This window comes from Sphaerisporangium sp. NPDC088356 (assembly GCF_040685555.1).
Lineage (GTDB): Bacteria > Actinomycetota > Actinomycetes > Streptosporangiales > Streptosporangiaceae > Sphaerisporangium.
In genome coordinates this window covers 69221-95177 of the sequence record NZ_JBFBIK010000003.1, presented here as the reverse complement: position 1 = coordinate 95177, position 25957 = coordinate 69221, and the positions used below count along the sequence as shown (strand labels likewise).

The following is a 25957-nucleotide window of genomic DNA, read 5'->3' as shown; positions in this document are numbered from 1 at the left end:
CGGCTCCCGGCTCCACCCGCTAGGGGACGATCACCAGCTTGGGGCGCTGGTCACGGATGCCCAGCAGCTCTCGGACGCGGGCGAGCGGCCAGGCGAGCTGGGTGGCGAGCGTGGCCATGGTGAGGTCGGTGTCCGCCGCCGCCAGGTCGAAGGCCTGCCGTAGGAGCACCGGGTGCTCTCCCGGGTAGCCGGTGATGGGCTCGCTGGCGAAACCCGGCTGGTCGCGGAGGGCGCCGAGACGCTGGTACGCCCGGCTGGCCGAGGAGTCGGAGAGCAGGCCGACCTCGCGGCAGCGGTAGAGCAGGGAGCTGATCGAGACCCCCCACACGTGCTTGAGCTCGGCCAGCCGGCGCAGGTCGAGGCGCCGGGGAAGCTCGAGCAGGATGCTGTCGCGCGGGGTCAGGAACTCGGCCGCGAAGGTGTCGGCCTCGCGCTCCTGCTGGACGTCGCCGGCGGCGGTGTCGCCGTGCAGGACGAGATGGCCCAGCTCGTGGGCGGCGGTGAAGCGGTAGCGATGGATGTCGTCGAAGCGGTTGGCGGTCAGCACGACGATCGGCCGGGGCAGCTGCGAGGTCGAGAAGGCGTCGACCGTGGTGGCGTCCTCGTCGGGCGGGGGAAGCACCACGACGATGCCATGGGCCTCCATGTGGCGGACGAGATGCGAGATCGGCCCGGTGCCGAGCCCCCAGTGCCGTCGCAGCTCGCGGGCGGCGGCGGCCGGGTCGCGTGGCAGCTCGACCCCGGAGTGCACCTCGCCGCCCGAGAACCCCGGAAGGTCCACGTGCGGCAGCCGTACGCGCTTCTCCAGCGCGTGGGTCAGCTCCCAGACCTGCTCGACGAACGCGACGGCCTTGGCCCGCTGGTGGACGCGGGTGGAGCGGAGGCTGCGGAAGTGCGCCATGGACCCGTCGAGCTTGGCGTGCGGCCGGCCCGACAGGAAGAACGCCAGGGGAACGCCGAGGGCGTCCGCGAGGCGGGGGATGAGGTCGGGCCGGGGATGGGTCATGCCGGTCTCGTACTGCCCCACCGCCGCCGGGGTGACGCCCACCCGTTCGGAGAGGTCCTTCTTGGTCATGCCCGCCAGCCGCCGGGCCTGGGTCAGCCGCGCCTGGTCGAAGGCGTCGGCCACCGCCTGCGGGCTCGGCCCGCCGCGCCCGGCGCCGCCGGAGGGGTCGAAGAGACGAATCTGGCCGCCGTCGCTCCTGCGGCTCTTACGGTCGCTCATCGGCGTCGGCGATCGGCTGGTCGTCGGTGGTCTCGCTGTTCACGGGGAAGATCATCGCATTCTGGCGCTCGACCACGGGGCGGCGCACCAGGGTGAGGTCGGGCTCTGCGCCGCGGTCGAAGCGCGCGGCCACGTCGGGCTCGGTCGCCGGGAGGCCCTGCGACACCCACGGCAGGGCGGTGAGCAGGGGGATCTGCTCGCAGTGGAGCCACTGGATCCGGCCCATGTCGTCGATCAGCTCGGCCTCTCCCCAGTAGAGCTTCAACAGGCTGGCCTGCGCGTTCGCGGCGTAGGCGACGGGGATGAGCCGCGTGTCGCCCGGGAGCCGCGCGAGGAGGGGCCGCGCGGCGGACAGCTCGGCGAGCTGGGCCTCCTCGTCGTCGCCGGCGAGGGCGAGATCGAGCACTTCCTGGTGGTAGGTGGTCTTGGGGCCGAAGCGGGTGAAGAGCTCGCGTACGAGCGCGGAGACGCGCCCGTCGCTGACCCGCGCCTCGCTGATCGGAGTCGTGTCGTCCTCGGCGTAGCGGAAGGGCAGGAGCAGGTTGCCGTTGAGCACGACGAGGTGGTGGGGCGAGCCGTACGGCCGGACGACCTGGAACCCCGGGTCGTTCTTGAAGCCGTCGACGAGCGCCTCGTAGCGTCGCGCCATGAGGGTGGACCCGTAGGCGTACCGTTTGTCGCTTCTGGAGGACTTCTGGGCATCCTGGGCGTTCCCGGCGGCCTCCAGGAGGGACGCGGCGAGCTGCCCCCGCACGGACGCGGCGCGCTCCCCGAACCGCTCGGCCGCCCAGCTCGAAATCTGTGGCTCCTCGTGCATTGGTGACCTCCCGTACGCGGCGCCCTGACCTCAGGTGATCGATGCTGCCACTTCAGTTCTCCGCACGATACTCCCGCGAGCACTCCAGTTGATGTTGGGACTCGCCGGAAACCGCCGAAAACGTCAGGCGGGCGCGTGGCGGAGTGCGGCGGCGGGCTCGGGGAGGGGGAGGCCGCGCCGCGCCCACAGCTCGCGCATCCGGTCGGGGTAGTCGGTGACGATGCCGCCGACGCCGAGGTCGATCATCCGCGACGCCTCCTCGGGGTCGTTGACCGTCCACACCGCGACAGGAAGCCGGGCCTTCGCCGCCTGGGCCATCAGCTCCTCGTCGACCAGCACCAGGTCGGGGGACAGGGTGGTGGCCCCGATCGAGGCGGCCGCCGCGGCGATGTCCCCGCCGAAGTCCCCCTTGTGGTCGAGGCCGAGCCACTCGGGCTGGAGCGTCGCCTTCTCGACCAGGGCGTAGCGCGTGGCCACGAGATCTCTGGCGATGCGCAGGATGCGCCAGTCGAAGCTGAGGATCGCCGCGCCGTCCAACCGGTTGTGCCGGTCGAGCTCGGCCACGACCAGCTCGGTCAGCCGCCGCGGATCAACAGACAGGTCGGGCCGGGTCGGGTCGGACTTCAGCTCGACGTTCAGCCGCACGCCGTCGGCGCCGTACGCGCCCACCAGGCCGAGCACCGCGCCGAGCGTGGGCACGCGCGTGCCGGGGATCGAGACCTGGGTGCGGACGAATCGGTCGGTCTTGCTCTTCGGGTGGCGCACGCCGACGTCGAGGGTGCGCAGCTGGGCGAGGGACAGGGAACGGATGGGCTTGCCGACGTAGGGGAACGCGGGGTCCCCGGGCGTCGCGGGGACGGTGTCCGCGCTGGTGACGGCCGACACGGTCAGGTCGTGGGTGAGCACGAGCTGCCCGTCGGCGGTCAGCGCGACGTCGAACTCGATCGCGTGGACGCCGAGCTCCAGCGTGTAGGCCATGCCCGGGAGGGTGTTCTCCGGGCGTAGACCCCGCGCCCCCCGGTGGCCGTGTATCTCCACCTGCACAATGGCGCACCCTATCGTTCGCGTGCCTCGGCCATGTTCAGGCGGGGCCGCGCGGGTCCCTCCGTGCCGATGCCCATCTCAGCCGGTGTCCGGATCGTTCGGTTAACGGAGGCGATGAGCAAGGGCCTGCCGGTCGTCAGCTTCGACTGCCCACGCGCTCCTCGCGGACCTCTCGGCCGGGCCCGCGCGACACCGGTGAGAGACGCCTCAGATCAGGGGACGCAGGGAAAGGGTCTGGGTGCGGCCGGGGCCGACGCCGATGGCGGAGATGGGCGCCCCGCTCAGCTCCTCCAGTGCCCTCACGTAGTCCTGGGCGTTCTTCGGCAGGTCGTCGAAGGACTTCGCCTCGGTGATGTCCTCCTGCCAGCCGGGCAGTTCCTCGTAGACCGGCTTGGCGTGGTGGAAGTCGGTCTGGGTCATCGGGATCTCGTCGTGGCGCACCCCGTCGACCTCGTACGCCACGCAGACCGGGATCCGCTCCAGGCCGGACAGCACGTCGAGCTTGGTGAGGAAGAAGTCGGTCACGCCGTTGATCCGGGTGGCGTACCTGGCGATGATCGCGTCGAACCACCCGCAGCGGCGGTTGCGGCCCGTCGTCACGCCGTACTCGCCGCCGGTCGTGCGCAGCCAGTCGCCCATGTCGTCGGTGAGCTCGGTCGGGAACGGGCCCGAGCCGACGCGCGTGGTGTACGCCTTCAGGATGCCGATCACCCGGGTGAGCCGGGTCGGCGGGATGCCCGATCCGATGCACGCGCCGCCCGACGTCGGCGAGGAGGACGTCACGAAGGGGTAGGTGCCGTGGTCGATGTCGAGCAGGTTGCCCTGGCCGCCCTCCAGCAGCACGACCTTGTGGTCGTCCAGCGCCTTGTTCAGGATCAGGGAGGTGTCGGCGATGTGCGGCTTGAGCCGCTCGGCGTACCCGAGGTACTCCTCGAGGACCTTCGCGGGGTCGATGCCCCTGCGGTTGTAGACCTTGGTCAGCACCTGGTTCTTCTCGTTCAGCGCGACCTCGATCTTCTTGCCGAGGATGCCAGGGTCGAGCAGGTCCTGCACCCGCACGCCCATGCGCGCGATCTTGTCACCGTACGCGGGGCCGATGCCGCGTCCCGTGGTGCCGATGCGGGCCTTGCCGAGGTAGCGCTCGGTGACCTTGTCCAGCGCCTTGTGGTGGGGCATGATCAAATGCGCGCTGGCCGAGATCAGCAGCCGGTCGCACGAGATGCCGCGCTCCTTCAGCCCGTCGATCTCCGCCAGCAGCACTCCGGGGTCGATCACGACGCCGTTGCCGATCACGGGGACGACGTCCGGCGACAGCACGCCGGTCGGCAGCAGGTGCAGCGCGTATTTCTGGTCGCCGATGACGACGGTGTGACCCGCGTTGTTACCGCCCTGGTAGCGGACGACATAGTCGACCTGCCCGCCCAGAAGGTCGGTGGCCTTACCCTTGCCCTCATCGCCCCACTGGGCGCCCACGAGAACGACAGCCGGCATGGTTAACTCCCGCGCACCAAAAACGAAACCCCTGGCGCAAGCGCGACAGGGGCTCTTGCGTTGAGAGACTACCCGAGCAGGCTGATGCCGCCCAAGCGCGGCTTACTGGGAACTGAGGAGCTTTACCGCTTCTGGGCTGCTTTCACGGAGGAACTGGGTGCATCTCTCGGCCTCGTCCTTCTCGCCGATCGCCTGGGCGGCCCGGCCGAGCGCGTTGAGGCAGCGGAGGAACCCCCTGTTGGGCTCGTGCTCCCAGGGGATGGGGCCGTGACCCTTCCAGCCCGCGCGTCGCAGCTGGTCAAGGCCTCGATGATAGCCGGTGCGGGCGAAGGCGTAGGAGGTCACCGCGTGCCCGGCGGCGAAGTATTCGTCGGCGAGCGCCGCCCAGGCCGCCGTGTAGGCGGGGAAGCGCGCGGCGACGTCACTGGCCTTGGCGCCGGATTCCAGGGCCTCTCGGGCCTCCGGGCTGTCCGGGAGCTGGGTGGGCGGTGGCCCGGCGAGAAGGTTCTCGTGCGTTTCCATGAGCACAGTCTTACCTGTGTTCCGCCTGTCTGGTCATACTCCCTTCTGCGATACGTGGGGAAAGCCGAAAATTGTCCGATACGGTGACCCGGTTGCGTGTCGAACAGAGGAGCAGAGGACGTGACCCTCTCAGCGTCCCGGCGCGTCGCCGTGACACTGGCCGGACTGCTGGGGCTGGTGACGGCCTGTGGCGGAGAAGCCCGCCGGAACCCCCCGGACCCCCCGGACGCCGCCAAGACGGTGGTGTCCCTGACCTTCGACGACGCCTGGGCCACCCAGGCGGTCGCGGCCGATCTTCTGCGCAAGCACCATCTGATTGGCACGTTCTACATCAACAGCGACTTCCTCGGCCGGCCGAAGCGGCTCACGAAGGCGCAGGTGGACGGGCTGGCCGCCTCGGGCAACGAGATCGGCGGCCACACCCTCACCCACCCCCGTCTGCCCACTCTCTCGAAGGCCGTGAAGCGCCGGGAGATCTGCGACGACCGGCGCGCCCTGCTGGCCATGGGCTACAAGCCACGCTCCTTCGCCTACCCGTACGGCATGTTCGACGCCGCGACCGTCGCCATCGTGCGGGGCTGCGGCTACAGCAGCGCGCGGAGGTCGGGCGGCATCGCCCCGCCGAACGTTCCCTGCCCGCGGTGCGCCCGGGTCGAGGACGTGAGGACGATGGACGCCTACCACCTGCGCACGCTTCCCGCGGTACGGCGGTCGGTGACGCTCGACGATCTCAAGTCGTACGTGCTCCAGGCGGAGAAGCAGGGGGGCGGGCTGGTGACCTACCAGTTCCACAACGTCTGTGACACATGTGACGAGTTCGGCGTACGACCTCGGGTGCTCGACGACTTCCTGGGCTGGGTGGCGGGCAGCGGGGTCTCGGTCCGCCTGCTCGGCGACATCGTCGGCGGAGACCTCCGCCCCGCCCCCTAGGCGTCGCTCAGCGCAGGCGTCTGAGCAGGGCCTTCGGGCCTCCCTGGCGCGGAATCCCCGCCTCGGGGGCCGTGGCCTGGCCGTCCAGGCCGGCGAGCCGGCCTGCGAGACGGGCGTTCTCCGCCCGCAGCCTGGCCACCTCCAGCTTGAGGGCCGGGTCCTCGCTCTTGCCGCGCTTCGGAGGCTCGGCCTCGGCCGCCGGGAGGAAGCCCATGGTCCTGCCGTCCAGCCAGTGCGTGCCGTACACGTCGTGGACCGCGGCGTCCAGGGGCTCTCCCTCGGCGCGCACCAGCGAGGCCCTGGCGAAGGCGCCGGTGTGTTCGAGGCGGGCGGTGATGACCTCCTCCGCCTCGTCGAGGGCGATGTTGACCAGCCCGTGCCCGTGCTCGACCGCCTGCTCCACCACCCGCCGCAGCGTCTCCCGGCCCGGCACCCACCCCGCGGGGCAGAGCATGCGGAACGACGAGGGCGCCGCCGTGGCCGGCACGCTCTCGGCGTACCGGACCCGGGGGTCGCCGCGATAGAGCCCCCGAAGGAGCAGCAGGTCGAGATCGGGGGTGTCCAGCGGGTTGCGTCTGTCCTCCTGGACCGTGCCCCACGGCCCCACGAGCGTGATCGCGATGTCGTTCAGCGTGCTGGCGAGGAAGCCGTCCACCGTCGCCCGGGTGTCCTCGTACGCCCTGGCCTGGACGACCACCTCGGCGTAGGGCACCAGCCACTGGCGGCGCGGGTGGGTGCGCAGCCACCGCATGTGCGGGATGTGGTCGGGGACGAAGACCTGGTTGTACCGCCTGACCTGCTCCCCGTCGCGCATCATCATCGAGGTGCCGAGGTGGCGGCTGCGGGCCTCGGGCGCGAGCACGAACGCCGCGCCCGCCTGGGCGAGCCGGTAGCCCAGCTCGGTGTCCTCGCCGAGGACGAGCCCGGTGTCCAGCGGCCCGGCCTCGCGCAGCAGCCGGGCGTTCACCGACGCCGCGTTGGTCACGTGGACGCGGTACGCCGAGTCGCCGGCCGTGCGAAGGCCGTCGGTGCGCTCGGCCAGGTCGACGATCCAGCTGTGCGGCTCGCTCGCCGCCTCGTCGAAGAGCTTCTCCGTGGCGCCCGCCGAGACCGCCGCGTGCACGGCGGCGGGGGTCGGGGTGCCCGGCCGGTGGGCGACGTACCGCACGTAGCCCATCACCACGAGGTATCCGGCGAGGTGGTGCCAGCGCATGTGCGCCTCGACCTCGTCGTGGAAGGTGACCATGTCGGCGTCCAGCCAGTGGACGACGTCGCCCCCGGCCACCGCGAGCCCGGCGTTGCGGGCGTTGGACCGCCCGCGCGAGCCCGGTTCCGTGGTGATCAACCGGGTGTTGCCGGGGACGATCTCGGGGAGGCGGAGGGCGGGAACGGTCCCGTCGTCGACGACCACGACCTCCATCAGGTGCCGAGGGTAGCTCTGGGCCGCGAGGGCGGCGAGGGTCAGGTCGAGCTTGTCCTGGTGGCCGTAGGCCGCGATCACCACGCTGACCGACAGCCGGGGCCGCCAGGTCCCGAGCGCGGGCGGGTTGAGCACCCCGTAGTCGTTGTGCCGGATCCTCGGCTGGGCCGGCGCCCCTGTGCTGGCCGGTGTCCCGTGCTCGGTCGGCTGTGTCACTGTTCCAACTCCATCAATCCGCTGGGCCGAAATCCCCGCCACTGGTCCTTGGCCCTGGCGAGGAAGTACCCGACCGGCTCCTGCCAGGTGTGCATGCCTCTCGCCGCCCTGCGCGCGACGAAACCCAGGCCGTGCGTCCGATATATGGCGCCACCTGCTCTGAGCAGGTCCTGGAAGAACTGGACGTCGACCGAGCGCGCCACCGGCCTGAAGCCGCCGAGGGACTCGAAGGCCGAACGCGACACGACGAACGTGCCGCCCGCCACGTGGTTCGACATCGTCTCGCTGGTCCAGTCGCGGCGGATGGTCACGTCGATCTTCTGCAGGTAGAAGAACTCGGAGGCCGCGCCCACCAGTTCGGCCCCCGAGTACGACTGGGCGAGCATCATGTCGGCCAGGTGGTCGGGGCCGTACCAGTCGTCGTCGTCCCACTTGCTGAGGAACGAGCCGGTCGCGCGCTCCGCCGCCTGGTTGAGCACGATGCCGAACGGCAGCCGCGCGTCCGCCTCCACGACCGTGACCGGGCGGTCGAAGGCCTCGATCGCACGCACGATGTCGGGAGCGGCGGCGGACACCCCGTGCAGCGTGAGCACGACCTCCAGGTCCACGCCGCGCTGCCGGGCGATCTGGGCCAGCGCGAAGGGAACCAGGTCGCTCCGGCGGGTGCACATGATGACCGAGATCGTGGGCTTCGCCGGGAGGGCGATGCCGGCCCGCCCGGCGAGCGAGCGCCACCGGGCCATGGTCCCGTGAGTCGCCAATGCCAGCCGGCGCAGCCGTACGCTGTGCTCCTCCCGGCGCAGGGCGTCTGCCAGATCGTGCTCGGTCGCGTCGCTCAGCCGCGCCGCCAGCTCAGGGCCGAGCGCCCGCGCCGCCCAGACGGGAGGCGGGCTGGACAGCAGGGGTACCCCCGCCGCGGCGAGGCCCGCCACGGCGCGGACGGCGGCGATCGGCCCGGTGTGGGCGGGCCGCCAGTCGACGCGGACCCCGCGAAGGCGCCGCAGCCGGGCGGCGTCGGCGTCGGTCACGCCCCCGGACGCGGCCAGGCGTACGAGCGTCTTGCCCTCGGCGCGGACCTCCCAGCGGCCGTCGTGCTGGGCGAGATCGGCCACCGCGCCCGCGGGGGACTTCAGGAAGCCGCGCGGGTTGACCGACCGCTCGTCGACGGGAGGCACGGCGTCCGGTTCGAACGCCGCCTCCCGCAGCGCCTCGTACCCGCCGGTGGAGCCGAAGCGCTCCCAGGTGGCGTCCGCCGGCCGGTCCACGGCGGGGACCCGGCCGTCGATCCAGCCCTCCCCGGCCGCGGCCGGTACGGCCCGGATCGCCAGGTCGGCGGTGGGCACGTCGGAGCGGTCGGGGGCGGGGCCACGCCCGTCCGCGAAGGTCACGTTGGGGTCGCCGGGCCGCCAGCCCGCGAGCCCGGGACCGGCCAGTCCGGCCATGGGCAGCGCGTACCCGTTCAGTTGGTGGCCGCCGAAGCTCCTGGCCACGGCCGCCGCGACCTCTCCGGCGGGCTGCGGGTGGGAGAAGCGCGCCTTGACCCGCCAGCCCGTGCGGCCGTACCGGCTGACGCCCACGTCGCGCAGGAAGCGCCGGCCGAGGCCCGGCGACAGCGGGACGCCCGGGGCGTCGCACCACGGCGGCGCGTCCACGACGATCACGCCGACCATGAGCGCCGCCGGGAGCGCCGCGCTGAGCGTGACCGCCCGGCGCAGGTCGGTGGGGGTCCCGGCGACCACCACGACGGCCGACGGGTCGGACATCGCCCACGGCTCGGGGCCCATGCTGTCCATGTCCGCCGCCTCGAACGCCACGCCGGGGAGCAGGCCGTCGAGATCGCCGGCGTCCACTCCGGCGACGGCCACGGCGACCTTCCCGCCCGCCTTGCTCAGCTCGGCCGTCATCCCGGCCGACACGAGCGCGGCCGTCATCCCTGCCTCCCCTCGGCGGGCCGGGTCCGGACGGGTCGGCACCTCATCCGGCGTTCCGCCTGAGCACCATCGCGCCCTTCTCGGCGGGGTGGGCCGTGCCGGCCAGCTCGGGATACTCCCTGAGCCAGCGGTCGGCCACCTCGCGCTCGGCCGGGCGGTTCGTGTCGTCCAGGACGATCCACGCGTCGGCGGCGCAGCGCGGCAGCAGCACGGGCACCGCCGGGTAGCGCACCAGCGGGGCGGCGGCCCCCGGGGGCCCGTCCACGAAGAGGAGCCCGATGCCGCTCAGATCCTCCACGGCCCGGGGGTCGTACCAGGGAATGGACTCGGCGCTCCAGGAGGTGAGCGGCGCGTGGCGGATCTCGACGGTGTCCTGCAGCCCGTGGGCGAGGACGAGGTCCCGCGACGCCTCGGCGAACCGCTCGTCGTGCTCCAGCGCGACGACCCGCCCGCCCCCGAAACGCTGCACCGCGTAGCCGAGCCAGACGCTGGAGGAACCGCTGCCGCACTCGACGACGATCTTGGCACGATCCACCGCGATCCGCTCGATGAGCAGGCGAAGGACGTCGGGAGAGGCCGCCCAGCCGCGAAGCGGGGGAAGCGGGGCGCGGGGCTGGAGCAGCGCCCTGATGTCGATGAGCGCTTCGAGCTGCGAGTAGTTCTGGCGCGCCGACTTCTCCAGGTCCGCCTGGCCGTCGCGGACCGCGCCGCCGAGGACGTCCAGCCGCTCGGCGACGTCGCGTACGGCCTGGAGGGCGGTGCCGGTGAGGCCGGTCAGCTGCTCGTGGTCGTGGCGGAGCTTGCGCAGGTCGTCGAGGTCGTCGGCGCTCTGCCGGACGGTGGCGTCGACCCGGGAGACGGCGCTCGCGAGCTGCGCGAGCCGGTCCGTCTGCGTGGTGAGCTCCATCCGGTCCTCGCCGAGCGCCGAGAGCAGGACGCGCGCCTGGTGGCGGCCGGCGTCCTCAAGGCGGCCGGGCAGCCCGTCGAGCGTGGTCGCGAGCTGGGCGAGGGTCTGCTCGGTCCTGGCGAGCGCGGCATCCTGGCGCTTGGTCCGCGCGTCGATTCGCAGCGCCTTGCCGTCGGTCCTGCGCCCGCCCACGAGGATCACGGCCGCCGCGGCCAGGATCGCGATGGAGAGGGCGATCTGGACGGCCGAGGCCGGTCCCACGATTCCCGCAGCGGACAGCAGCACCAGTGTGATCATCGCGAGGCCCGCGAAGGCAGCGCTGACGATCAGCAGTAGGCGTGGGGGTAATGTCCGCATTCTTACCCTTTCTGGACGTATTCGGGCAGGCAGGGGGTTCCAGAGTATGTACTGGTCAGACGAGGGGCTCCCAGCTCAGGCGGGAGCTGTACTCGCCGTGCCAGCGAGCGAGCATGCTCGCCCACTGGAGTACGTACAGCGGCCCTGACCAGCGGGTCTGCCGCGCACGCAGCTCGGCGTCGGTCAGCGTCGCCAGCAGGCGGGGGCCGAGCAGCGCACGCACCTCAGGGCTCTGGGCGATGCTCTCCGCCAGCGAGGCCAGCGCGGCCGGGCTGGTCTTGCGCTGAGGGCCGGGCTCGGGCCGGTCGCCGGGATCGTTGGTCGAGGGCAGCGAGGCCACCTCAGGCGCCCCGTGACCGAGCATCGCCCGGTAGTACGCGTGCCCCTCACGGGCACTGAGCGGCACCCGGAGGGCACTGGTGATCACATCGGGGTCGGCGAACGGCAGCCAGACCTCCGCCTCGGGCCCCAGCAGCCAGCTCGGCGAGCTGAAGATCCCCCGGTACCGGGTGAGGAGCCTGGCGAGGACCGGCATCGCGTGATGCCCCTCGGCCGGCTTGGTCACCCGGTCGAACGCCGAGAGGCTGAGGTCGGCGAGCGCCTCGCCCGCGCCCGGCGCCCAGACCTCCGGCTGCCGGGGGAAGTGCGTCGACAGGGCCTTCCAGGTGATCGTGCGCGCCCGCTCCGGGCTGGTGGCCCGCGCCACCTCGGGATGGTCGGCGCGGGTCCTCAGCAGCCCGTCCCCGAGGCAGCCGTCGATCAGCGGCGCCCGCAGGCGGTGCACCGCCCGGGCGTACGGCATGGCCCAGCCGTGGTGCAGGGTCTGGTACTGGGTGCGGCGCCACACCTGCCGGTGCTCTTCCAACCAGGCCTCGGGACCCGGCTTGACCACGTGGTGCGGCACGCCCAGGGCCGCCGCGACGGTCGCGGCGTGGGTGACGTCCAGGTCGAGGCCGTCGTCGGTGCTGGTGGTCCACGCCTCGATCTGGCTCCCGGGACGGCGTACGGCCAGGGCGGCGAGCAGCCGGGAGTCCCAGCCGCCGCTGAGCCCGATCGCCACCGGCCCCGCGCGGTGCGGGATCCGATCGGCGAGCAGGTCGACCATCTCCTCGGGCGCGGGCGGCTTGTCCGGTTCGGCGGCGAGCCAGGCGGGCTCGAACCGCTCCCGCCGCAGCCGCTCCGGCCTCCCGCCGGTCGCGCGCCAGGCGGTGGCGGGCTCCAGGTGCCTGATCTCGGAGAACGGCGTCTCGTCCCCGATTTGCGTCGTCATCACCAGCAGGTTCGCCCATGCCGACCAGTCCACGTGGAGGGGGCCGTCGTCCAACTGGACGAGGGGGTCGATGCGGGCGGAGAAGTAGAGGGCGTCCCCGAGTGGACGGATGTTCAGCTCGTTCAGGCCGAGGGCGTCGGTGTGCAGAACGGCGCCTTGGTGGTCGACGACCAGCCCGGCGGCCAGGCGGCGCTCGGCGGCGTCCTGCCAGGAGTGCGGCTGGGGCGGACCGCCCGCCGCGGGCCACCACAGGTAGCCGGAGCGCGACCCCGCGGACCAGTTTTCCGGTTCGCCCGTCGACCAGAGGGCGGCCAGAGGGGAACGGTGCACCTCGTCGAGCCCTCGCGGCGAGGCCGACAGCAGCCGCTCCGCCACGCGTGCATCCCACTTTCCGATGGCACCGCACACATATGGTCGCGCTCGGTAGGAGATGGACATTTAGCTCATGCTAACGACGTATTTGTTACTCCAGCCGCGTAATCATCTCTTTGTACGCATATTCTCAGGAAATTCACATGGAACGGGCAGGCCCTGCGGCCAGCCCGTTCCCTGCAAATCAGGACATCTTCCACAATCTCGGTCTACGTCGAGTCAGATGTCCGAGTCGGCGGCGTTCTCCTGGGCTCAGGAGATCTTCGTGCCGGCGGACAGAAGGTCCTCGCAGGCCCGGGTGACGCGGGCCGCCATGCCGGTCTCGGCCGACTTGCCCCACGCACGCGGGTCGTACTCCTTCTTGTTGCCCACGTCGCCGTCGACCTTCAGCACGCCGTCGTACTTGCGGAACATGTGGTCGGCGACCGGGCGGGTGAAGGCGTACTGCGTGTCGGTGTCGATGTTCATCTTCACCACGCCGTAGGAGATCGCCTCGCGGATCTCGTCGAGCGAGGAGCCGGAGCCGCCGTGGAAGACCAGGTAGAAGGGCTTCTCCTTGCCGTACTTGGCGGCGACGGCGTCCTGGATCTCCTTCAGCACGCTCGGGCGGAGCTTGACGTGACCCGGCTTGTAGACGCCGTGCACGTTGCCGAAGGTGGCGGCCAGCAGGTAGCGGCCACGCTCGCCGAGGCCGAGTGCCTCGGCGGTCGCGAGCGCGTCCTCCGGGGTGCTGTAGAGCTTCTCGTTCATCTCGCCGACGACGCCGTCCTCCTCGCCGCCGACGACGCCGATCTCGACCTCCAGCACCACGTGGGCCTCACGGGCCTTCTCGAGGAGCTCGCGGGCGATCTGGAGGTTCTCGTCGAGCGGGCAGGCGGAGCCGTCCCACATGTGCGACTGGAACAGCGGGTCCTTGCCCGAGGCCACGCGCTGCCGCGAGATCTCCAGCAGCGGGCGCACGAAGCCGTCGAGCTTGTCCTTCGGGCAGTGGTCGGTGTGCAGCGCGATGTTGACGGGGTACTTGTCCGCGACGACGCGGGCGTACTCCGCCAGCGCGACGGCGCCGGTCACCATGTCCTTCACGGACGTGCCGGACAGGTATTCGGCGCCGCCGGTCGAGACCTGGACGATGCCGTCGCTCTCGGCCTCGGCGAAACCGCGGAGCGTGGCGTTCAACGTCTGCGAGGAGGTCACGTTGATCGCCGGGTATGCGAAACCATTGGCCTTGGCCCGGTCGAGCATGTCGGCGTAGACCTCTGGGGTCGCGATAGGCATCGGAAGTCATCTCCCTGAAAGGAACGGATGGCTGGCACGGGGCTCGGTCTTCCCCGGGGGCAAGTATTGCGAAGGAGCGGCGGGCGAGGAAGCAGGAGCCGGGCTCGTGTTCACCAACGGGTGTGCGTGTCCGGCCGGCCCGCCAGGTCACCCTCATGACTAGACATACCTGGTCCTACCCGTCCAGCGCGCCTCACCCGCCGGTCGGGGGTACCCTCATCCGTGATGGACCTCACAAATCTTCTGGACGCCCAATGGTGGATCGTCACCTTCGGGCTCATCGGCATCCTCGCGATCATCTTCGCGGAGACCGGGCTGCTCATCGGGTTCTTCCTGCCGGGTGACTCGCTCCTGGTCGTCGCCGGGATGGGAGCCTCCGCGGCGGTCGCGTCCTCGGTCGGCCTCGACTCGCCGTTCCCCCTGGGCGTTCTCCTCGTCGCCGCCCCCATCTGCGCCATCGCCGGCGCCCAGCTAGGGCACCTCATCGGCGCGAAGTCCGGCCCCCGGCTCTTCTCCAGGCCCGAGTCCCGGCTGTTCAAGCGTGAGTACGTCGAGAAGGCCGAGCACTACTTCCAGAAGTTCGGCCCGTCCAAGGCCGTGGTGCTCGCGAGGTTCATCCCGATCGTGCGCACCTTCCTCAACCCGGTCGCCGGCATGCTCGGCATGCCCGCTCCGAAGTTCTTCGTGTGGAACGTCGTCGGCGGCATCCTGTGGACCGAGTCGATGCTCCTCGTCGGCTACTTCGCCGGCAGCGCCATCCCGAACGTCGACCGCTACATCCTCCCCGGCGCCGTGTTGATCATCCTCCTCTCGGTCATCCCGATCGTGCGTGAGGTGCTGAAGAGCCGCAAGGAGTCGAGGGACGGAGCGGACGGGCCGCGCGGCCGGCACCACCGCGACTCGGCCTCCCCGCTGTAGCGCGTCGGGCCCGATTCGGCCGTCCAGCTATAAGAGTCCTGTTCGGAGCGGCGTTGGTGCTCGCACGCACGCGCTACCCTCCAGTATGTGGGACGCCATCGGTCTGACCCCATGGGAATCGCCCGCCTGCTTCTCGTAGGCTTGGCGATCCTCGTGGTGCTGGCTCTCATCGTGGTCGGAGTGCTGTCCCTGATGGGGTCGCTGAAGTCCGACGACCAGGGCACCGCGCCGCCCGGCACGGGCGCCACCGGTCAGGTGTCGCGGATGAGCCCGGCGTCCTCGCCCTCGGTCGACCAGACCTCGGCCGACGCCGAGATCCCCACCCTTCTCGTCGAGTGCCGAGCCGACCGGTGCCCCCTGTTCGTCCGCGTCACCGGCGGCGACGTGGTCGAGGACCGCGAGCTGAGCCGTGGCCAGCAGGCGGTGTACTCCCAGCCGAACCTCGACGTGGTCCTCGACGACGCCTCCACGGTGTACGTCGAGGTGAACGGCGAGGCGCGCTCCCCTGGCAAGCCAGGGGAGCGGCAGAGCTTCAAGGTCAGTCGAGGCCCAGGTCAGTGAGGGTGTAGGCGGTGCGGTAGGGCAGGCCGGTCTCCTCGATCTTCGCCGCCGCGCCCCGATCCACGATCGTCGCCACGCCGACGACCTCGGCTCCCGCCTCCCGCAGCGCCTCGACCGCCGTGAGCACCGACCCGCCCGTGGTAGAGGTGTCCTCCACGGCCAGCACGCGGCGGCCCGTGACGTCGGGCCCCTCGATGCGGCGTTGCAGACCGTGGGCCTTGCCCTCCTTGCGGACGACGAACGCGTCCAGATGGCGCCCGCGTCCCGAGGCGGCGTGAAGCATGGCGGCGGCCAGGGGGTCGGCGCCCAGGGTCAGCCCGCCCACGGCGTCGTAGTCGAGGTCCTCGGTGAGGTCGAGCATCACCCGGCCGACCAGCGGGGCGGCGGTGCCGTCGAGCGTGATCCGCCTCAGGTCCACGTACCAGTCGGCCTCGCGGCCCGAGGAGAGCACGACCCGGCCGTGCACCACCCCCTTGTTCTTGATCTCGTCCAGCAGATTCGCACGGTCGCTCATGGGGCCAGCCTAGAGAGGGGGGATTCGGATGGACCGCTGGGCTACTCGTTTATCACCGCAGGTCGGTTATAGGGGACAAACTGGTACGGTTCGCGTGAACGTTCCTAGATATGGTCAGGCGCGGGCCGAATCGCCGGGATTCACCCTCGCACGATCAGTGGCTTCATTACCCTGAGATAGGGCCGGGCTTCGGCTGCCACCGGGCTTGGGCCATGTAGGAAAGGGCGGTGTCGCGTGGATCGCTGCGCGCTGTTCGTGGACGCTGGCTATCTGCTGGCGGACGGCGCGATGGCCGTGCATGGGACCCGCCATCGCGAGGCCGTCGCCTGGGACTACCCCGGCCTGCTGCAACTTCTCTCCACCCTCTCGCGGGAGCGCACCGACCTCCCGCTCCTTCGCTGCTACTGGTACGAGGCCACCGTCGAGGGCAGGCGCACCCCCGAGCACGACGCGCTGGCCGACATTCCCGGCCTCAAGCTCCGCCTGGCGCGCATCAGGCCCGGCCGCAGGGAAGGCGTGGACGCCCAGGTCCACCGCGACCTGATGACCCTGGCCCGCAACAACGCCATCTGCGACGCCGTGGTGGTGAGCGGCGACGAGGATCTCGCCCAGGTGGTGAGCGACGCCCAGGATCTCGGCATCCGGGTCACCGTCATCCACATCGCGGCCGACGGGAGCTGGGCGGTGTCCCGCACCCTCCAGCAGGAGTGCGACGACCTGATCGAGATCGGCAGCGGCCACCTGCGGCCGTACGTCAACCTGGTGACCGGCAACGTCACGGGCGGCGCAGACATGTCCGGCAACGGGCAGCATCTCCCGCAGCCGGTGAGCAACGGCCGGCCCAGGGACAACGGGCACGCCCAGAGCAACGGCCACCAGCCTTCCTCCTCCGGTTCCACGCAGGCCGGCTCCCCGGCGTCCTCGTCCTCCCACGGGTCGTCCTCCCACGGGTCGTCCTCCCACGGGTCGGGCTCCCACGGATCGTCCTCCCACGGATCGTCCTCCCACGGGTCCGGTTCCCACGGGTCGTCCTCCCACGGGTCCGGCGCCTTCGGCACCGGCTCCCACAGCTCGGGTTCCCACGGGTCTGGTTCCCACGGGCTCTCTCAGGGGGCCGGCTCCACGGGGTCCGCGTCCTTCGAGCAGGGCTCCCACGGGTCGTCCTCCCCCGAGGAGGAGTCACCACCGCAGGCCGCGCAGGGGTCCGGCGCCCACGGGTCCGGCCCGCTGGAGCCGAGCGCCCCTGCCACCGGCTCCTGGACCGCCATCGGCTCGCACGGCTCACAGGGCTCGGGCGCGAGCTCCCAAGGCTCCGGCACCGGTTCGCATGGGTCCGGCTCGTACGGGTCGGGGTCCCATTCGGGCTCCCACGGCTCTCAGGGGTCGAGCTCTCAGGGAGTGAGTTCTCAGGGAGTGAGTTCTCAGGGGGGAGTGAGCTCCTACGGGCCCGGTTCGCATGGGTCGGGCACCCGCGGCACGGGATCCCACGGCGCCGGTTCCCCGCCGCCAAGCCCGCCGCGCCCCTCCCAGCCGGCGCTGCCCGCCGCCTACTCCAGCTACGCCGCCGAGCCGCAGCAGCCCTCCCAGCCCCCGCCGCAGCCGCCTCCCCAGGCACCGCCCTCCCCGCCCATGGCGGCGCCCGTCCCACCACAGCCACCGGCCGTGCCCAGCCAGTACAACATGGGCTCCTCCGGCACGCCCCCGACGTATCCCGGCCCCCAACTGGGGCCCTACACAGGCCCGCAACCGGCTCCCGTTCCCTCGCACACCACGCCGGGCACCACGACCCTGGCCGACGCGGTGAAGGCCGCCCACAAGGAGGGGCACGACTTCGGCGAGTCGGTCGCCAGGGACGCCCCGGCCCTCTGGCTGGAGGCCGTGCTCGCCAGAAAGCCGCGCATGCCGTCCGATCTCGAGGCGCGGTTGCTCCAGGGTTCGTCGCTCCCGATCGACTTCCTCCTGCACGACGAGGTACGCCACGCGCTTCGCCGGGGCTTCTGGGACGCCCTGGAACGCGCCCGGCGCTAACGTTGTGCCATGCGGGCGCGTTCAGACCTTGAGCCGGTTCTCCGCGCCCACCGGGCCGGCTATCCGAAGGCCAAGCTCGGGCCCGTGCGCCGGGCGTACGAGGCCGCCGAGCTGGCCCACCGCGGCCAGTCGCGCAAGTCGGGCGAGCCCTACATCATCCATCCGATCGAGGTCACGCTCATCCTGGCCGAGCTCGGCATGGACACCGCGACGCTCCAGGCGGCGCTCCTGCACGACACGATCGAGGACACCTCCTACACGCTCGACGAGCTGAGGTCGGACTTCGGCGACGAGATCGCCGTCCTGGTCGACGGGGTGACCAAGCTCGACGGCTCCAAGTGGGGTGAGCGCGCGGAGGCGGAGACGTTCCGCAAGATGGTCCTGGCCGCCGCCGCCGACCTGCGGGTGCTGCTCATCAAGCTCGCCGACAGGCTGCACAACCTGCGCACGCTCGGCTTCCAGCCCGCGCACAAGCAGCAGCGCATCGCCCGCCAGTCCCAGGAGCTCCTGATCCCTTTCGCCGAGCGGCTCGGCATGTACGAGCTCAAGCGCGAGATGGACGACCTCTGCTTCTCGGTGTTACAGCCGGAGGCCCACACGGCCATCGCCGCGGCGATGGCCGCGCGGGAGGCCGAGGGGCGGCTGCTCCTGGAGCCCGCGGTGCGGCGCCTGAGGGCCTCGCTGAAGGAACAACGGCTGTCGGGTGAGGTGATGCTTCACCGCCGGCACCTCTGGGCCGTCCACCTCGATGTGGGCCACCACCTCGACACGCTCCAGCCCGCCGACCTGTTCCGGCTGCTCGTGCTCGTCGACGGGGAGGACCGCGACTGCTACATCGCGCTCGGAGCCGTCCACACGAGCATGAGCCCGGTGCCCGGGAGGCTCAAGGACTTCATCTCGCTGCCGAGGTTCAACCTCTACCGCGCCCTGCACACGCGGGTGATCGCCGACGGCGGCAAGGTCATGGACGTCATCATCCGCACCAGGCAGATGCACCGCCTGGCCGAGCGCGGGCTCGCCGCCCACATCCACGACGTCGCGCGGGGGCAGCGCGCGGACGTGGCAGGGCGCATCGACCTTGAGTGGCTGCGCCGCCTGCTGGCCTGGCAGAACGACGCGTCCTCCGCCGACTTCCTGGAGTCGCTGCGCGGCGACCTTCGTCCCGACCTCATCGCCGCGTTCACCACCGAGGGCGAGGTGATCCCGCTGCCTCCCGGCGCGACCCCGATCGACTTCGCCTACGCCCTCGGCCCCGAGATCGGCAACCATGCCATCGGGGCACTGGTCAACGGCAAGCTCGCGCCGTTGCACGCGCGGCTGGACAACGGCGCGGTGGTGCACATCCTCACCGCCGAGACGGCCCGCCCCTCGGCCGAGGGGCTCGACGCCGCGACCACGCCCACGGCCAGGCTGCTGATCCGCCGGCACCTCGCCACCCAGCGCGCCGACGCCGCTGCGGCCACCGGGCGGCGCATGGTGGCCGAGGCCGTCGCCGCGACCGGCATGGAGCTTCTCGACCTGGAGTCCCGGGGGGTGTCCGGCAGCGTCGCCGGGCGCCTGGGCTACCGCGAGCTGGACGACCTGTACACGGCCGTGGCGGCGGGCGTCGTGGAGCTGGAGACCCTGGTGTCCAAGCTCACCGCCGACAGCGCCTGACCCCGGCCCTCACGAGAGGGCGTCGAAGCCGGCGCGCAGGTGCAGGACGCGCTCGGAGAGGTCGCTCAGCGGCCCGGTCAGGGACGCGCCGCCGTTGGACTTGTCGGCCAGCTCGGCGACCCGCGACAGCTCGTCCTCCACGGCCGTCAGCCGCCGGGACAGCTCGGGCAGCACCTCGGCCGCCGTGCCGTCCGTGAGCTCGACGCTCAGACGCTCGCGCAGCAGCGACGCCTGCTCGGCCAGCCTGCGGTTCATGTTGTAGAGCTCGACGAACACCGAGACCTTGGCCCGGAGCACCCATGGGTCGAAGGGCTTGGTCAGGTAGTCGACCGCGCCCGCCGCGTACCCGCGGAAGGCATAGTCGGGCGCGCTGTCGACCACCGTCAGGAAGATGATCGGGATGTTGCGGGTGCGCTCGCGCCGCTTGATGTGCGCCGCCGTCTCGAAACCGTCCATGCCGGGCATCCGCACGTCGAGCAGGATGAGCGCGAACTCGATGCTGAGGAGCGCCTTGAGGGCCTCCTCCCCGGACCGCGCCCGCACGGCGACCACGTCCAGGGAGCTGAGAATGGCCTCCAAAGCGATGAGGTTCTCCTCTCGGTCGTCGACCAGGAGGATTTTCGCTCTGTCCGGCATCAACCGCGTCCTTCTCTTGCGTCTCTTGCGTCACCCGCGGCCCGCCCGCGTGTGAGCCAGCCCCGCAGGCGTTCGAGCAGGCGATCGACGTCCACCGGCTTCGGAACGTAGTCGGAGGCGCCGGAGGCGATGCTCTTCTCCCTGTCGCCGCGCATCACCTTGGCGGTGAGCGCGATGATCGGCAGGTCGGCGAACTGCGGCATGTGGCGGATGGCCGAGGTCGTGGCCCACCCGTCCATCTCGGGCATCATGATGTCCATCAGCACCAGCGCCACGTCCTCGTTGCGCTCGAGCTGCTCGATGCCCTCGCGGCCGTTCTCCGCGTAGACCACGGTCGAGCCGTGCCTTTCGAGCACGCTCGTGAGCGCGAAGACGTTCCGGATGTCGTCGTCCACAATGAGGATCTTCGCACCGTTCAGCGGATCGTCGCCCTGCCAGGTCTGACTTTCGCCGGCCTGCGGTAGCTGAGGCATCTGCAGATCGTCGTTCAGCGGCAGCTCGGGCAGCACGTCGGAGGAGTCGAGCTGGAGAACCCGCCCAGGGTGGACGCCGGGCAGCGAGACCGCCGCCCCGCCGTCCCCGCCCGCGAGCGGCCCGGCGTAGCTGATCGGCAGGTGGAGCGTGAACGTGCTGCCGTGCCCTGGCTCGCTCTTGGCGTGGATCTCCCCGCCGAGCAGCCTGGCGATCTCGCGGCAGATCGACAGGCCGAGACCGGTGCCGCCGTACTTGCGGCTGGTCGTGCCGTCGGCCTGGCGGAACGCCTCGAAGATCACATCGAGCTTCTCGGGCGCGATGCCGATGCCGGTGTCCACCACCTCGAACGACAGGATGTCGTCGCTGTCCTGGAGCGTCTCGTCGATGTACGGCACGTCGCCCGCCGCGCGGGTGATGTTCAGCCGCACCTCGCCCTTCGGCGTGAACTTGACGGCGTTGGACAGAAGGTTGCGCAGAACCTGCTGGAGGCGCTGCTCGTCCGTACGGAGCTCCTCGGGCACCGAGGGGCTGACCTCGACGGTGAAGGACAGGCCCTTGTCCTGGGCGAGCGGGGTGAAGGTGGCCTCGACGTAATCGACCAGCTTGGGCAGCGAGAGCTGCTGCGGGTAGATGTCCATGCGGCCCGCCTCGACCTTGGACAGGTCGAGCATGTCGTTGATCAGCTGTAGCAGCGCCGAACCGGCCCCGTAGATGGTCCTGGCGAACTCCACCTGCTGGGAGGTGAGGTTGCCGTCGCTGTTCTCGGTCAGGAGCTTGGCCAGCACCAGGAGGCTGTTCAGCGGGGTGCGCAGCTCGTGGGACATGTTGGCCAGGAACTCGGACTTGTAGCGCGAGGAGACCGCGAGCTGCTCGGCGCGCTCCTCCAGGGTGCGGCGGGCCTGCTCGATCTGGAAGTTCTGGATCTCGATGGCGCGGTTCTGCTTGGCGAGCAGCGCGGCCTTGTCCTCCAGCTCGGCGTTGGACCTGCGCAGCTCCTCCTGCTGGCGCTGGAGCTCGTCGGAGCGCTCGCGCAGCTCGGTGGTGAGCCGCTGCGACTCGATGAGCAGGCCCTCGGTGCGGGAGTTGGCGATGATGGTGTTCATCGTGACGCCGATGGTCTCGACGAGCTGGTTGAGGAAGGCCAGGTGGACCTCGCCGAAGCGGCTGAACGAGGCCAGCTCGAGCACGCCGAGCACCTGGTCCTCGAACAGGACCGGCAGGACCACGATCTGCGCCGGGGTGGACCGGCTCAGCCCCGAGTCGATGGTGAGGTAGTCGGCGGGGACGTCCTCGAGCACGATCGGCCGGCCCTCTGCCGCCGCCTGCCCCACGATGCCCTGCCCGAAGGCGAAGCTCTGCCGGGGGTTGCGGCCGGGCCGCACGCCGTATCCGGCGATCAGCCGCAGCTCGTTGTCGTGCGGGCTCGGGACCATGTAGAAGGCCCCGTAGCGCGCGGACACCAGCGGCGTGAGCTCGATCATGATGAGCTTGGCGACCTCCATGAGGTCGCGGTGGCCCTGCATGAGGCGGGAGACGCGGGCCAGGTTGCTCTTGAGCCAGTCTTGCTCCTGGTTGGCCTTGGTGGTGCCGACCAGGTTGGACACCATCGTGTTGATGTTGTCCTTCAGGTCGGCCAGCTCGCCCTGCGCGTCGACGGTGATCGAGCGGGTCAGGTCGCCCCGGGCGACCGCGCTGGTGACCTCGGCGATGGCGCGCACCTGGGTGGTGAGGTTGCTGGCCAGCTCGTTCACGCTCTCGGTCAGCCGCTTCCAGGTGCCCTCGACGCCCTCCACGCGAGCCTGGCCGCCGAGCTGCCCTTCGGAGGCGACCTCGCGGGCGACGCGGGTGACCTCGGAGGCGAACGAGGACAGCTGGTCGACCATGCGGTTGATGGTGGTCTTCAGGACGAGGATCTCGCCCTGGGCGTCGACGTCGATCTTGCGGGACAGGTCGCCCCTGGCGACCGCCGTGGTGACCTCGCCGATGTTGCGGACCTGGTAGGTCAGGTTGGTGGCCATCAGGTTGACGTTGTCGGTGAGGTCCTTCCAGACGCCCGACACCCCGCGGACCCTGGCCTGGCCGCCGAGCTGGCCCATGGTGCCGACCTCGCGGGCGACGCGGGTGACCTCGTCGGCGAACAGCGAGAGCTGGTCGACCATGGTGTTCACCGTGTCCTTGAGCTGCAGGATCTCGCCCTGAGCGTCCACGGTGATCTTGCGGGACAGGTTGCCCTGGACGACCGCGGTGGACACGGCCGCGATCTGCCGGACCTGGGAGGTCAGGTTGTTCGCCATGAAGTTGACGTTGTCGGTGAGGTCCTTCCAGACGCCCGACACGCCGCGCACCTGCGCCTGGCCGCCGAGCTGGCCCTCCGAGCCCACCTCGCGGGCCACGCGGCTCACCTCGGAGGCGACCGACGAGAGCTGGTCGACCATGGTGTTGATCGTGGACTTCAGCTCGAGGATCTCGCCCTGGGCGTCGACGTCGATCTTCTTCGACAGGTCGCCGCCGGCCACGGCCTTGGTCACCTGGGCGATGTTGCGCACCTGGTAGGTGAGGTTGTTGGCCATGGAGTTGACGTTGTCGGTGAGGTCCTTCCAGACGCCCGACACGCCCTTCACCTCGGCTCGGCCGCCCAGCTGGCCCTCGGTGCCGACCTCGCGGGCCACGCGGGTGACCTCGTCGGCGAAGAGCGAGAGCTGGTCGACCATCGTGTTGAGGGTCTCTTTGAGCTGGAGGATCTCGCCTCTGGCGTCGGCGGTGATCTTCTTGGAGAGATCGCCCTGCGCGACGGCCGTCGCCACGGTGGCGATGTTGCGCACCTGGCTCGTGAGGTTGCTCGCCATGACGTTGACGTTGTCGGTGAGGTCCTTCCAGACGCCCGACACGCCCCGCACGCGGGCCTGACCGCCCAGCTCGCCCTCGGTGCCGACCTCGCGGGCGACGCGGGTGACCTCCTCGGCGAAGGCCGAGAGCTGGTCGACCATGGTGTTGACGGTGTTCTTGAGCTCCAGCATCTCGCCGACCGCGTCGACCGTGACCTTGCGGCTGAGGTCGCCCCGCGCCACGGCGGTGGTGACCACGGCGATGTCGCGGACCTGGGCGGACACCCGGCTGGACATGGTGTTCACGGCCTCGGTGAGGTCGCGCCAGCTTCCGGACATGCCCCGGAGGTTGGCCCGTCCGCCGAGCTGGCCTTCGGACCCGACCTCGCGTGCGACCCTTGTGACCTCGGAGCTGAAGAGGGAGAGCTGGTCGACCATGCCGTTGATGGCCTTGCCGAGCCGCCGGACCTCTCCGCGTGAGGTGCGGTCCATGTCGATGCGGCGCGACAGATCGCCCTGGGCGACCGCGTCAAGGACGTCCGCCGCGCTGCTGACCGGGCCGACGAGGGCGTCGATCAGCGCATTCACGGAGTCGACGCTTTCGGCCCAGGAGCCCACGCCGGGCCCCGGCGTCAGGCGGACGCCGAAGCGCCCCTCCTTGACCACTTCACGGCGTACGCGCAGCAACTCGTTCGCGAGGTGCTCACGGCGGTCGGCCACCTCGTTGACCAGCAGGCGGACCTCGCTGAGAATGCCCGGTGGGGCATGGGGCACCCTTCGCCGGAAGTCGCCGTCACGCCACGTGATGAGCGTCTCCAGGAGAGGCCGGAGCTCAGACTCGGTATAGGACCGCTCCGAACTGGCCCCCATCGTCGGGGTACCCTTCATGAAGCCTCCTTCACGCTGTTCGGGCGGGACTCGGAGTAATGCCAGTCTGGCATGAAGGACGCTATGCGGTCGCCCAGTCGATTGACCGCATGTAAGAGCCGACTGTGGTAAGCACGGTGCAATGACAAGTTCTTCCCGGGGTGTGCTGGCCGCGTCGTTCGCGCCTGGCAGGACGGCCCTACCCGCCGCGAAGCGGTTCACGCGCGAGGTAATGACTGCGTGGGCGGCCGCTCCCATCAGCGCGGAAGCCGAGCGGCTGACCGGAGAGCTGGTCTCCGAAGTAGGCGATGTCGCTTTTGAGATTGTATGGGTTCATCAGGGCGATTCTCTCCAGATCGAGGTTCGCCAGAAGGGGAACGACGAGGTCGCCATGGCCCCCTCGTCCGCTCCGGTCACCGTCTGGGGCGTGAGCTTCGCAGGAGACCTCCGCACCCGCTGGGCCCGCCTCCACCTGCCCGGCAGCGGCGGCAGCCGCATGGTCGACGACTGGACCGGGCAGGGCTCCTCGCAGGGGCCCGGCTGGCTCGGTTTCCTCGCCGACGCGAGCGATCTGCTCGCCGGCACCCTCGATCCCGACATGGTCCCCGCGCTGATCGCCCAGATCGTGGTGCCGCGCCTGGCGACCTGGTGCGCGGTCTACACGGCCGACTCGGGCCTCGGGCCGCTCGACCTCGCGTATCTCTGGCACGCCGACGAGTCCCAGATCGACCTGCTGCGCGAGCAGCTCGACAAGGTCGTGATCCCCTCGGCGGAGAACCTCACCCCGGTGCCGGTCCAGCTCTCCGACTGGCAGTCGCTGGCCTTCCCCCTGGTGGCCCGGGGGCGCAGCCTCGGCATGATGTGCCTCGGGCGCTCCGGCCGCTTCCCCGACGACGTCGCGCAGCTCGCGGAGGACCTCGGGCGGCGGGCCGCGCTCGCCATGGACAACGCCAGGCTGTACGCCCAGCAGGCCGACGCCAACCGCGCCCTGCAGCGCAGCCTCCTGCCGCCCGGCACCCCCGCCGAGACCCCCGGCCTCGACTACTCCGTGGTGTACGAGCCGGCGGGCGAGACCAACGAGGTCGGCGGCGACTTCTACGACCTGTTCACCACCGGTGAGAGCTCATGGCGGTTCGCGATCGGCGACGTCTGCGGCACCGGCCCGCAGGCGGCGGCGGTCACCGGCCTCGCGCGTCACACGCTCCGCCTGCTCGCCCGCGAGGGGTACGACGTGGCGTCGGTCGTCTCGCGGCTGAACCAGGCGATCCTGGAGGAGGGCGAGCGGGCCAGGTTCCTGACCCTGCTCCACGGCGAGATCACCCGCACCGACGACGGCCTCGACCTCTCGCTGATCTCCGCGGGGCACCCCGAGGCGCTGCGCCTGCGCCCGAGCGGCGTGGTGGAGGCCGTGGTGACCTCCCAGTCCCTGCTCGGCGTCTTTCCCGAGGCCGAGTTCGTCGCCGACCACGTCCGCCTGGCGCCAGGAGACGTCCTGCTGGGCGTGACCGACGGGGTGACCGAGCGCCGGTCGGGCGAGCGACTGCTGGACGACGACGGCGGCCTGTCCAAGCTCCTGGCCGAGTGCGCCGAGCTGTCGGCACGTGCCGTGGCCGAACGGATCCGCCGCGCGGTGGAGGAGTTCGCGATCGAGCCGAGCGCCGACGACCTGGCCATCCTGGTCCTCAGAGCCGAGTAGGGGGC

General features: G+C 71.0%; 19 protein-coding genes. 6 read left to right on the top strand and 13 right to left on the bottom strand.

Annotation, left to right across the window (positions count from 1 at the left end; genetic code table 11):
• Window positions 1-19 precede the first annotated feature (19 nt).
• The 5 genes from AB0O34_RS02500 to AB0O34_RS02480 form a co-directional block, all read right to left on the bottom strand.
• Window positions 20-1225 carry an XRE family transcriptional regulator gene (locus AB0O34_RS02500; protein ID WP_363911762.1) on the bottom strand — a complete coding sequence of 402 codons (1206 nt, stop codon included), beginning with the start codon at window positions 1223-1225 and terminating at the stop codon, window positions 20-22.
• Window positions 1212-2042, bottom strand: a complete 831-nt coding sequence (locus tag AB0O34_RS02495) for a hypothetical protein (protein WP_363911760.1) — start codon at window positions 2040-2042, stop codon at window positions 1212-1214. The genes AB0O34_RS02500 and AB0O34_RS02495 overlap by 14 nt, the downstream gene beginning before the upstream one ends.
• A gap of 123 nt (window positions 2043-2165) precedes the next feature.
• Entirely contained in the window at window positions 2166-3086 is a 921-nt protein-coding gene (locus tag AB0O34_RS02490; protein WP_363911758.1) for a glycerophosphodiester phosphodiesterase family protein, read from the bottom strand.
• A gap of 207 nt (window positions 3087-3293) precedes the next feature.
• Window positions 3294-4577, bottom strand: a complete 1284-nt coding sequence (locus AB0O34_RS02485; protein ID WP_363911756.1) for an adenylosuccinate synthase — start codon at window positions 4575-4577, stop codon at window positions 3294-3296.
• A 102-nt stretch (window positions 4578-4679) separates the two neighbouring features.
• Window positions 4680-5099: a DUF3151 domain-containing protein gene (locus tag AB0O34_RS02480; RefSeq protein WP_363911754.1), complete on the bottom strand. Its 420-nt coding sequence runs from the start codon at window positions 5097-5099 to the stop codon at window positions 4680-4682.
• 120 nt (window positions 5100-5219) lie between these two features.
• Here AB0O34_RS02480 and AB0O34_RS02475 point away from each other — a divergent pair, with 120 nt between their 5' ends.
• Window positions 5220-6029, top strand: a complete 810-nt coding sequence (locus AB0O34_RS02475; RefSeq protein ID WP_363911752.1) for a polysaccharide deacetylase family protein — start codon at window positions 5220-5222, stop codon at window positions 6027-6029.
• Window positions 6030-6036: 7 nt separating this feature from the next.
• On the opposite strand, the gene AB0O34_RS02470 is transcribed toward AB0O34_RS02475, so the two are convergent.
• The 5 genes from AB0O34_RS02470 to fbaA form a co-directional block, all read right to left on the bottom strand.
• Window positions 6037-7665, bottom strand: coding sequence for a glycosyltransferase (locus tag AB0O34_RS02470; RefSeq protein ID WP_363911750.1), 1629 nt, complete (start codon window positions 7663-7665; stop codon window positions 6037-6039).
• Window positions 7662-9596, bottom strand: coding sequence for a glycosyltransferase (locus AB0O34_RS02465; RefSeq protein WP_363911748.1), 1935 nt, complete (start codon window positions 9594-9596; stop codon window positions 7662-7664). The genes AB0O34_RS02470 and AB0O34_RS02465 overlap by 4 nt, the downstream gene beginning before the upstream one ends.
• Window positions 9597-9639: 43 nt before the next feature.
• Complete coding sequence (locus AB0O34_RS02460; protein ID WP_363911746.1) at window positions 9640-10860, bottom strand: class I SAM-dependent methyltransferase; 1221 nt, start codon at window positions 10858-10860, stop codon at window positions 9640-9642.
• Between the two features lie 55 nt (window positions 10861-10915).
• Window positions 10916-12505 carry an asparagine synthase-related protein gene (locus tag AB0O34_RS02455; protein ID WP_363911744.1) on the bottom strand — a complete coding sequence of 530 codons (1590 nt, stop codon included), beginning with the start codon at window positions 12503-12505 and terminating at the stop codon, window positions 10916-10918.
• A gap of 249 nt (window positions 12506-12754) precedes the next feature.
• On the bottom strand, window positions 12755-13777 hold the full coding sequence (gene fbaA / locus AB0O34_RS02450) for a class II fructose-bisphosphate aldolase (RefSeq protein WP_363911742.1): 1023 nt from the start codon (window positions 13775-13777) through the stop codon (window positions 12755-12757).
• Window positions 13778-14002: 225 nt separating this feature from the next.
• Between fbaA and AB0O34_RS02445 the strand changes: the two genes are divergently transcribed.
• Together AB0O34_RS02445 and AB0O34_RS02440 are read left to right on the top strand one after the other, a co-directional pair.
• Window positions 14003-14695 carry a VTT domain-containing protein gene (locus AB0O34_RS02445; RefSeq protein ID WP_363911901.1) on the top strand — a complete coding sequence of 231 codons (693 nt, stop codon included), beginning with the start codon at window positions 14003-14005 and terminating at the stop codon, window positions 14693-14695.
• A gap of 111 nt (window positions 14696-14806) precedes the next feature.
• Window positions 14807-15256, top strand: coding sequence for a hypothetical protein (locus tag AB0O34_RS02440; protein ID WP_363911740.1), 450 nt, complete (start codon window positions 14807-14809; stop codon window positions 15254-15256).
• Here AB0O34_RS02440 and pyrE read toward each other — a convergent pair.
• Complete coding sequence (gene pyrE / locus AB0O34_RS02435; RefSeq protein WP_363911738.1) at window positions 15234-15770, bottom strand: orotate phosphoribosyltransferase; 537 nt, start codon at window positions 15768-15770, stop codon at window positions 15234-15236. The genes AB0O34_RS02440 and pyrE overlap by 23 nt on opposite strands.
• A 234-nt stretch (window positions 15771-16004) precedes the next feature.
• Between pyrE and AB0O34_RS02430 the strand changes: the two genes are divergently transcribed.
• Together AB0O34_RS02430 and AB0O34_RS02425 are read left to right on the top strand one after the other, a co-directional pair.
• Entirely contained in the window at window positions 16005-17798 is a 1794-nt protein-coding gene (locus tag AB0O34_RS02430) for an NYN domain-containing protein (RefSeq protein WP_363911736.1), read from the top strand.
• Window positions 17799-17807: 9 nt separating this feature from the next.
• Window positions 17808-19454: an HD domain-containing protein gene (locus tag AB0O34_RS02425; RefSeq protein ID WP_363911734.1), complete on the top strand. Its 1647-nt coding sequence runs from the start codon at window positions 17808-17810 to the stop codon at window positions 19452-19454.
• 9 nt (window positions 19455-19463) lie between these two features.
• Here AB0O34_RS02425 and AB0O34_RS02420 read toward each other — a convergent pair whose 3' ends face one another.
• Both AB0O34_RS02420 and AB0O34_RS02415 read right to left on the bottom strand, forming a co-directional pair.
• Window positions 19464-20090 (bottom strand): response regulator, encoded by a 627-nt coding sequence (locus AB0O34_RS02420; protein WP_363911732.1) that lies wholly within the window; start codon window positions 20088-20090, stop codon window positions 19464-19466.
• Entirely contained in the window at window positions 20090-24277 is a 4188-nt protein-coding gene (locus tag AB0O34_RS02415) for a HAMP domain-containing protein (RefSeq protein WP_363911730.1), read from the bottom strand. The genes AB0O34_RS02420 and AB0O34_RS02415 overlap by 1 nt, the downstream gene beginning before the upstream one ends.
• 370 nt (window positions 24278-24647) lie before the next feature.
• On the opposite strand from AB0O34_RS02415, the gene AB0O34_RS02410 reads away from it, so the two are divergent.
• Window positions 24648-25952, top strand: coding sequence for a SpoIIE family protein phosphatase (locus tag AB0O34_RS02410; RefSeq protein WP_363911728.1), 1305 nt, complete (start codon window positions 24648-24650; stop codon window positions 25950-25952).
• Window positions 25953-25957 lie beyond the last annotated feature (5 nt).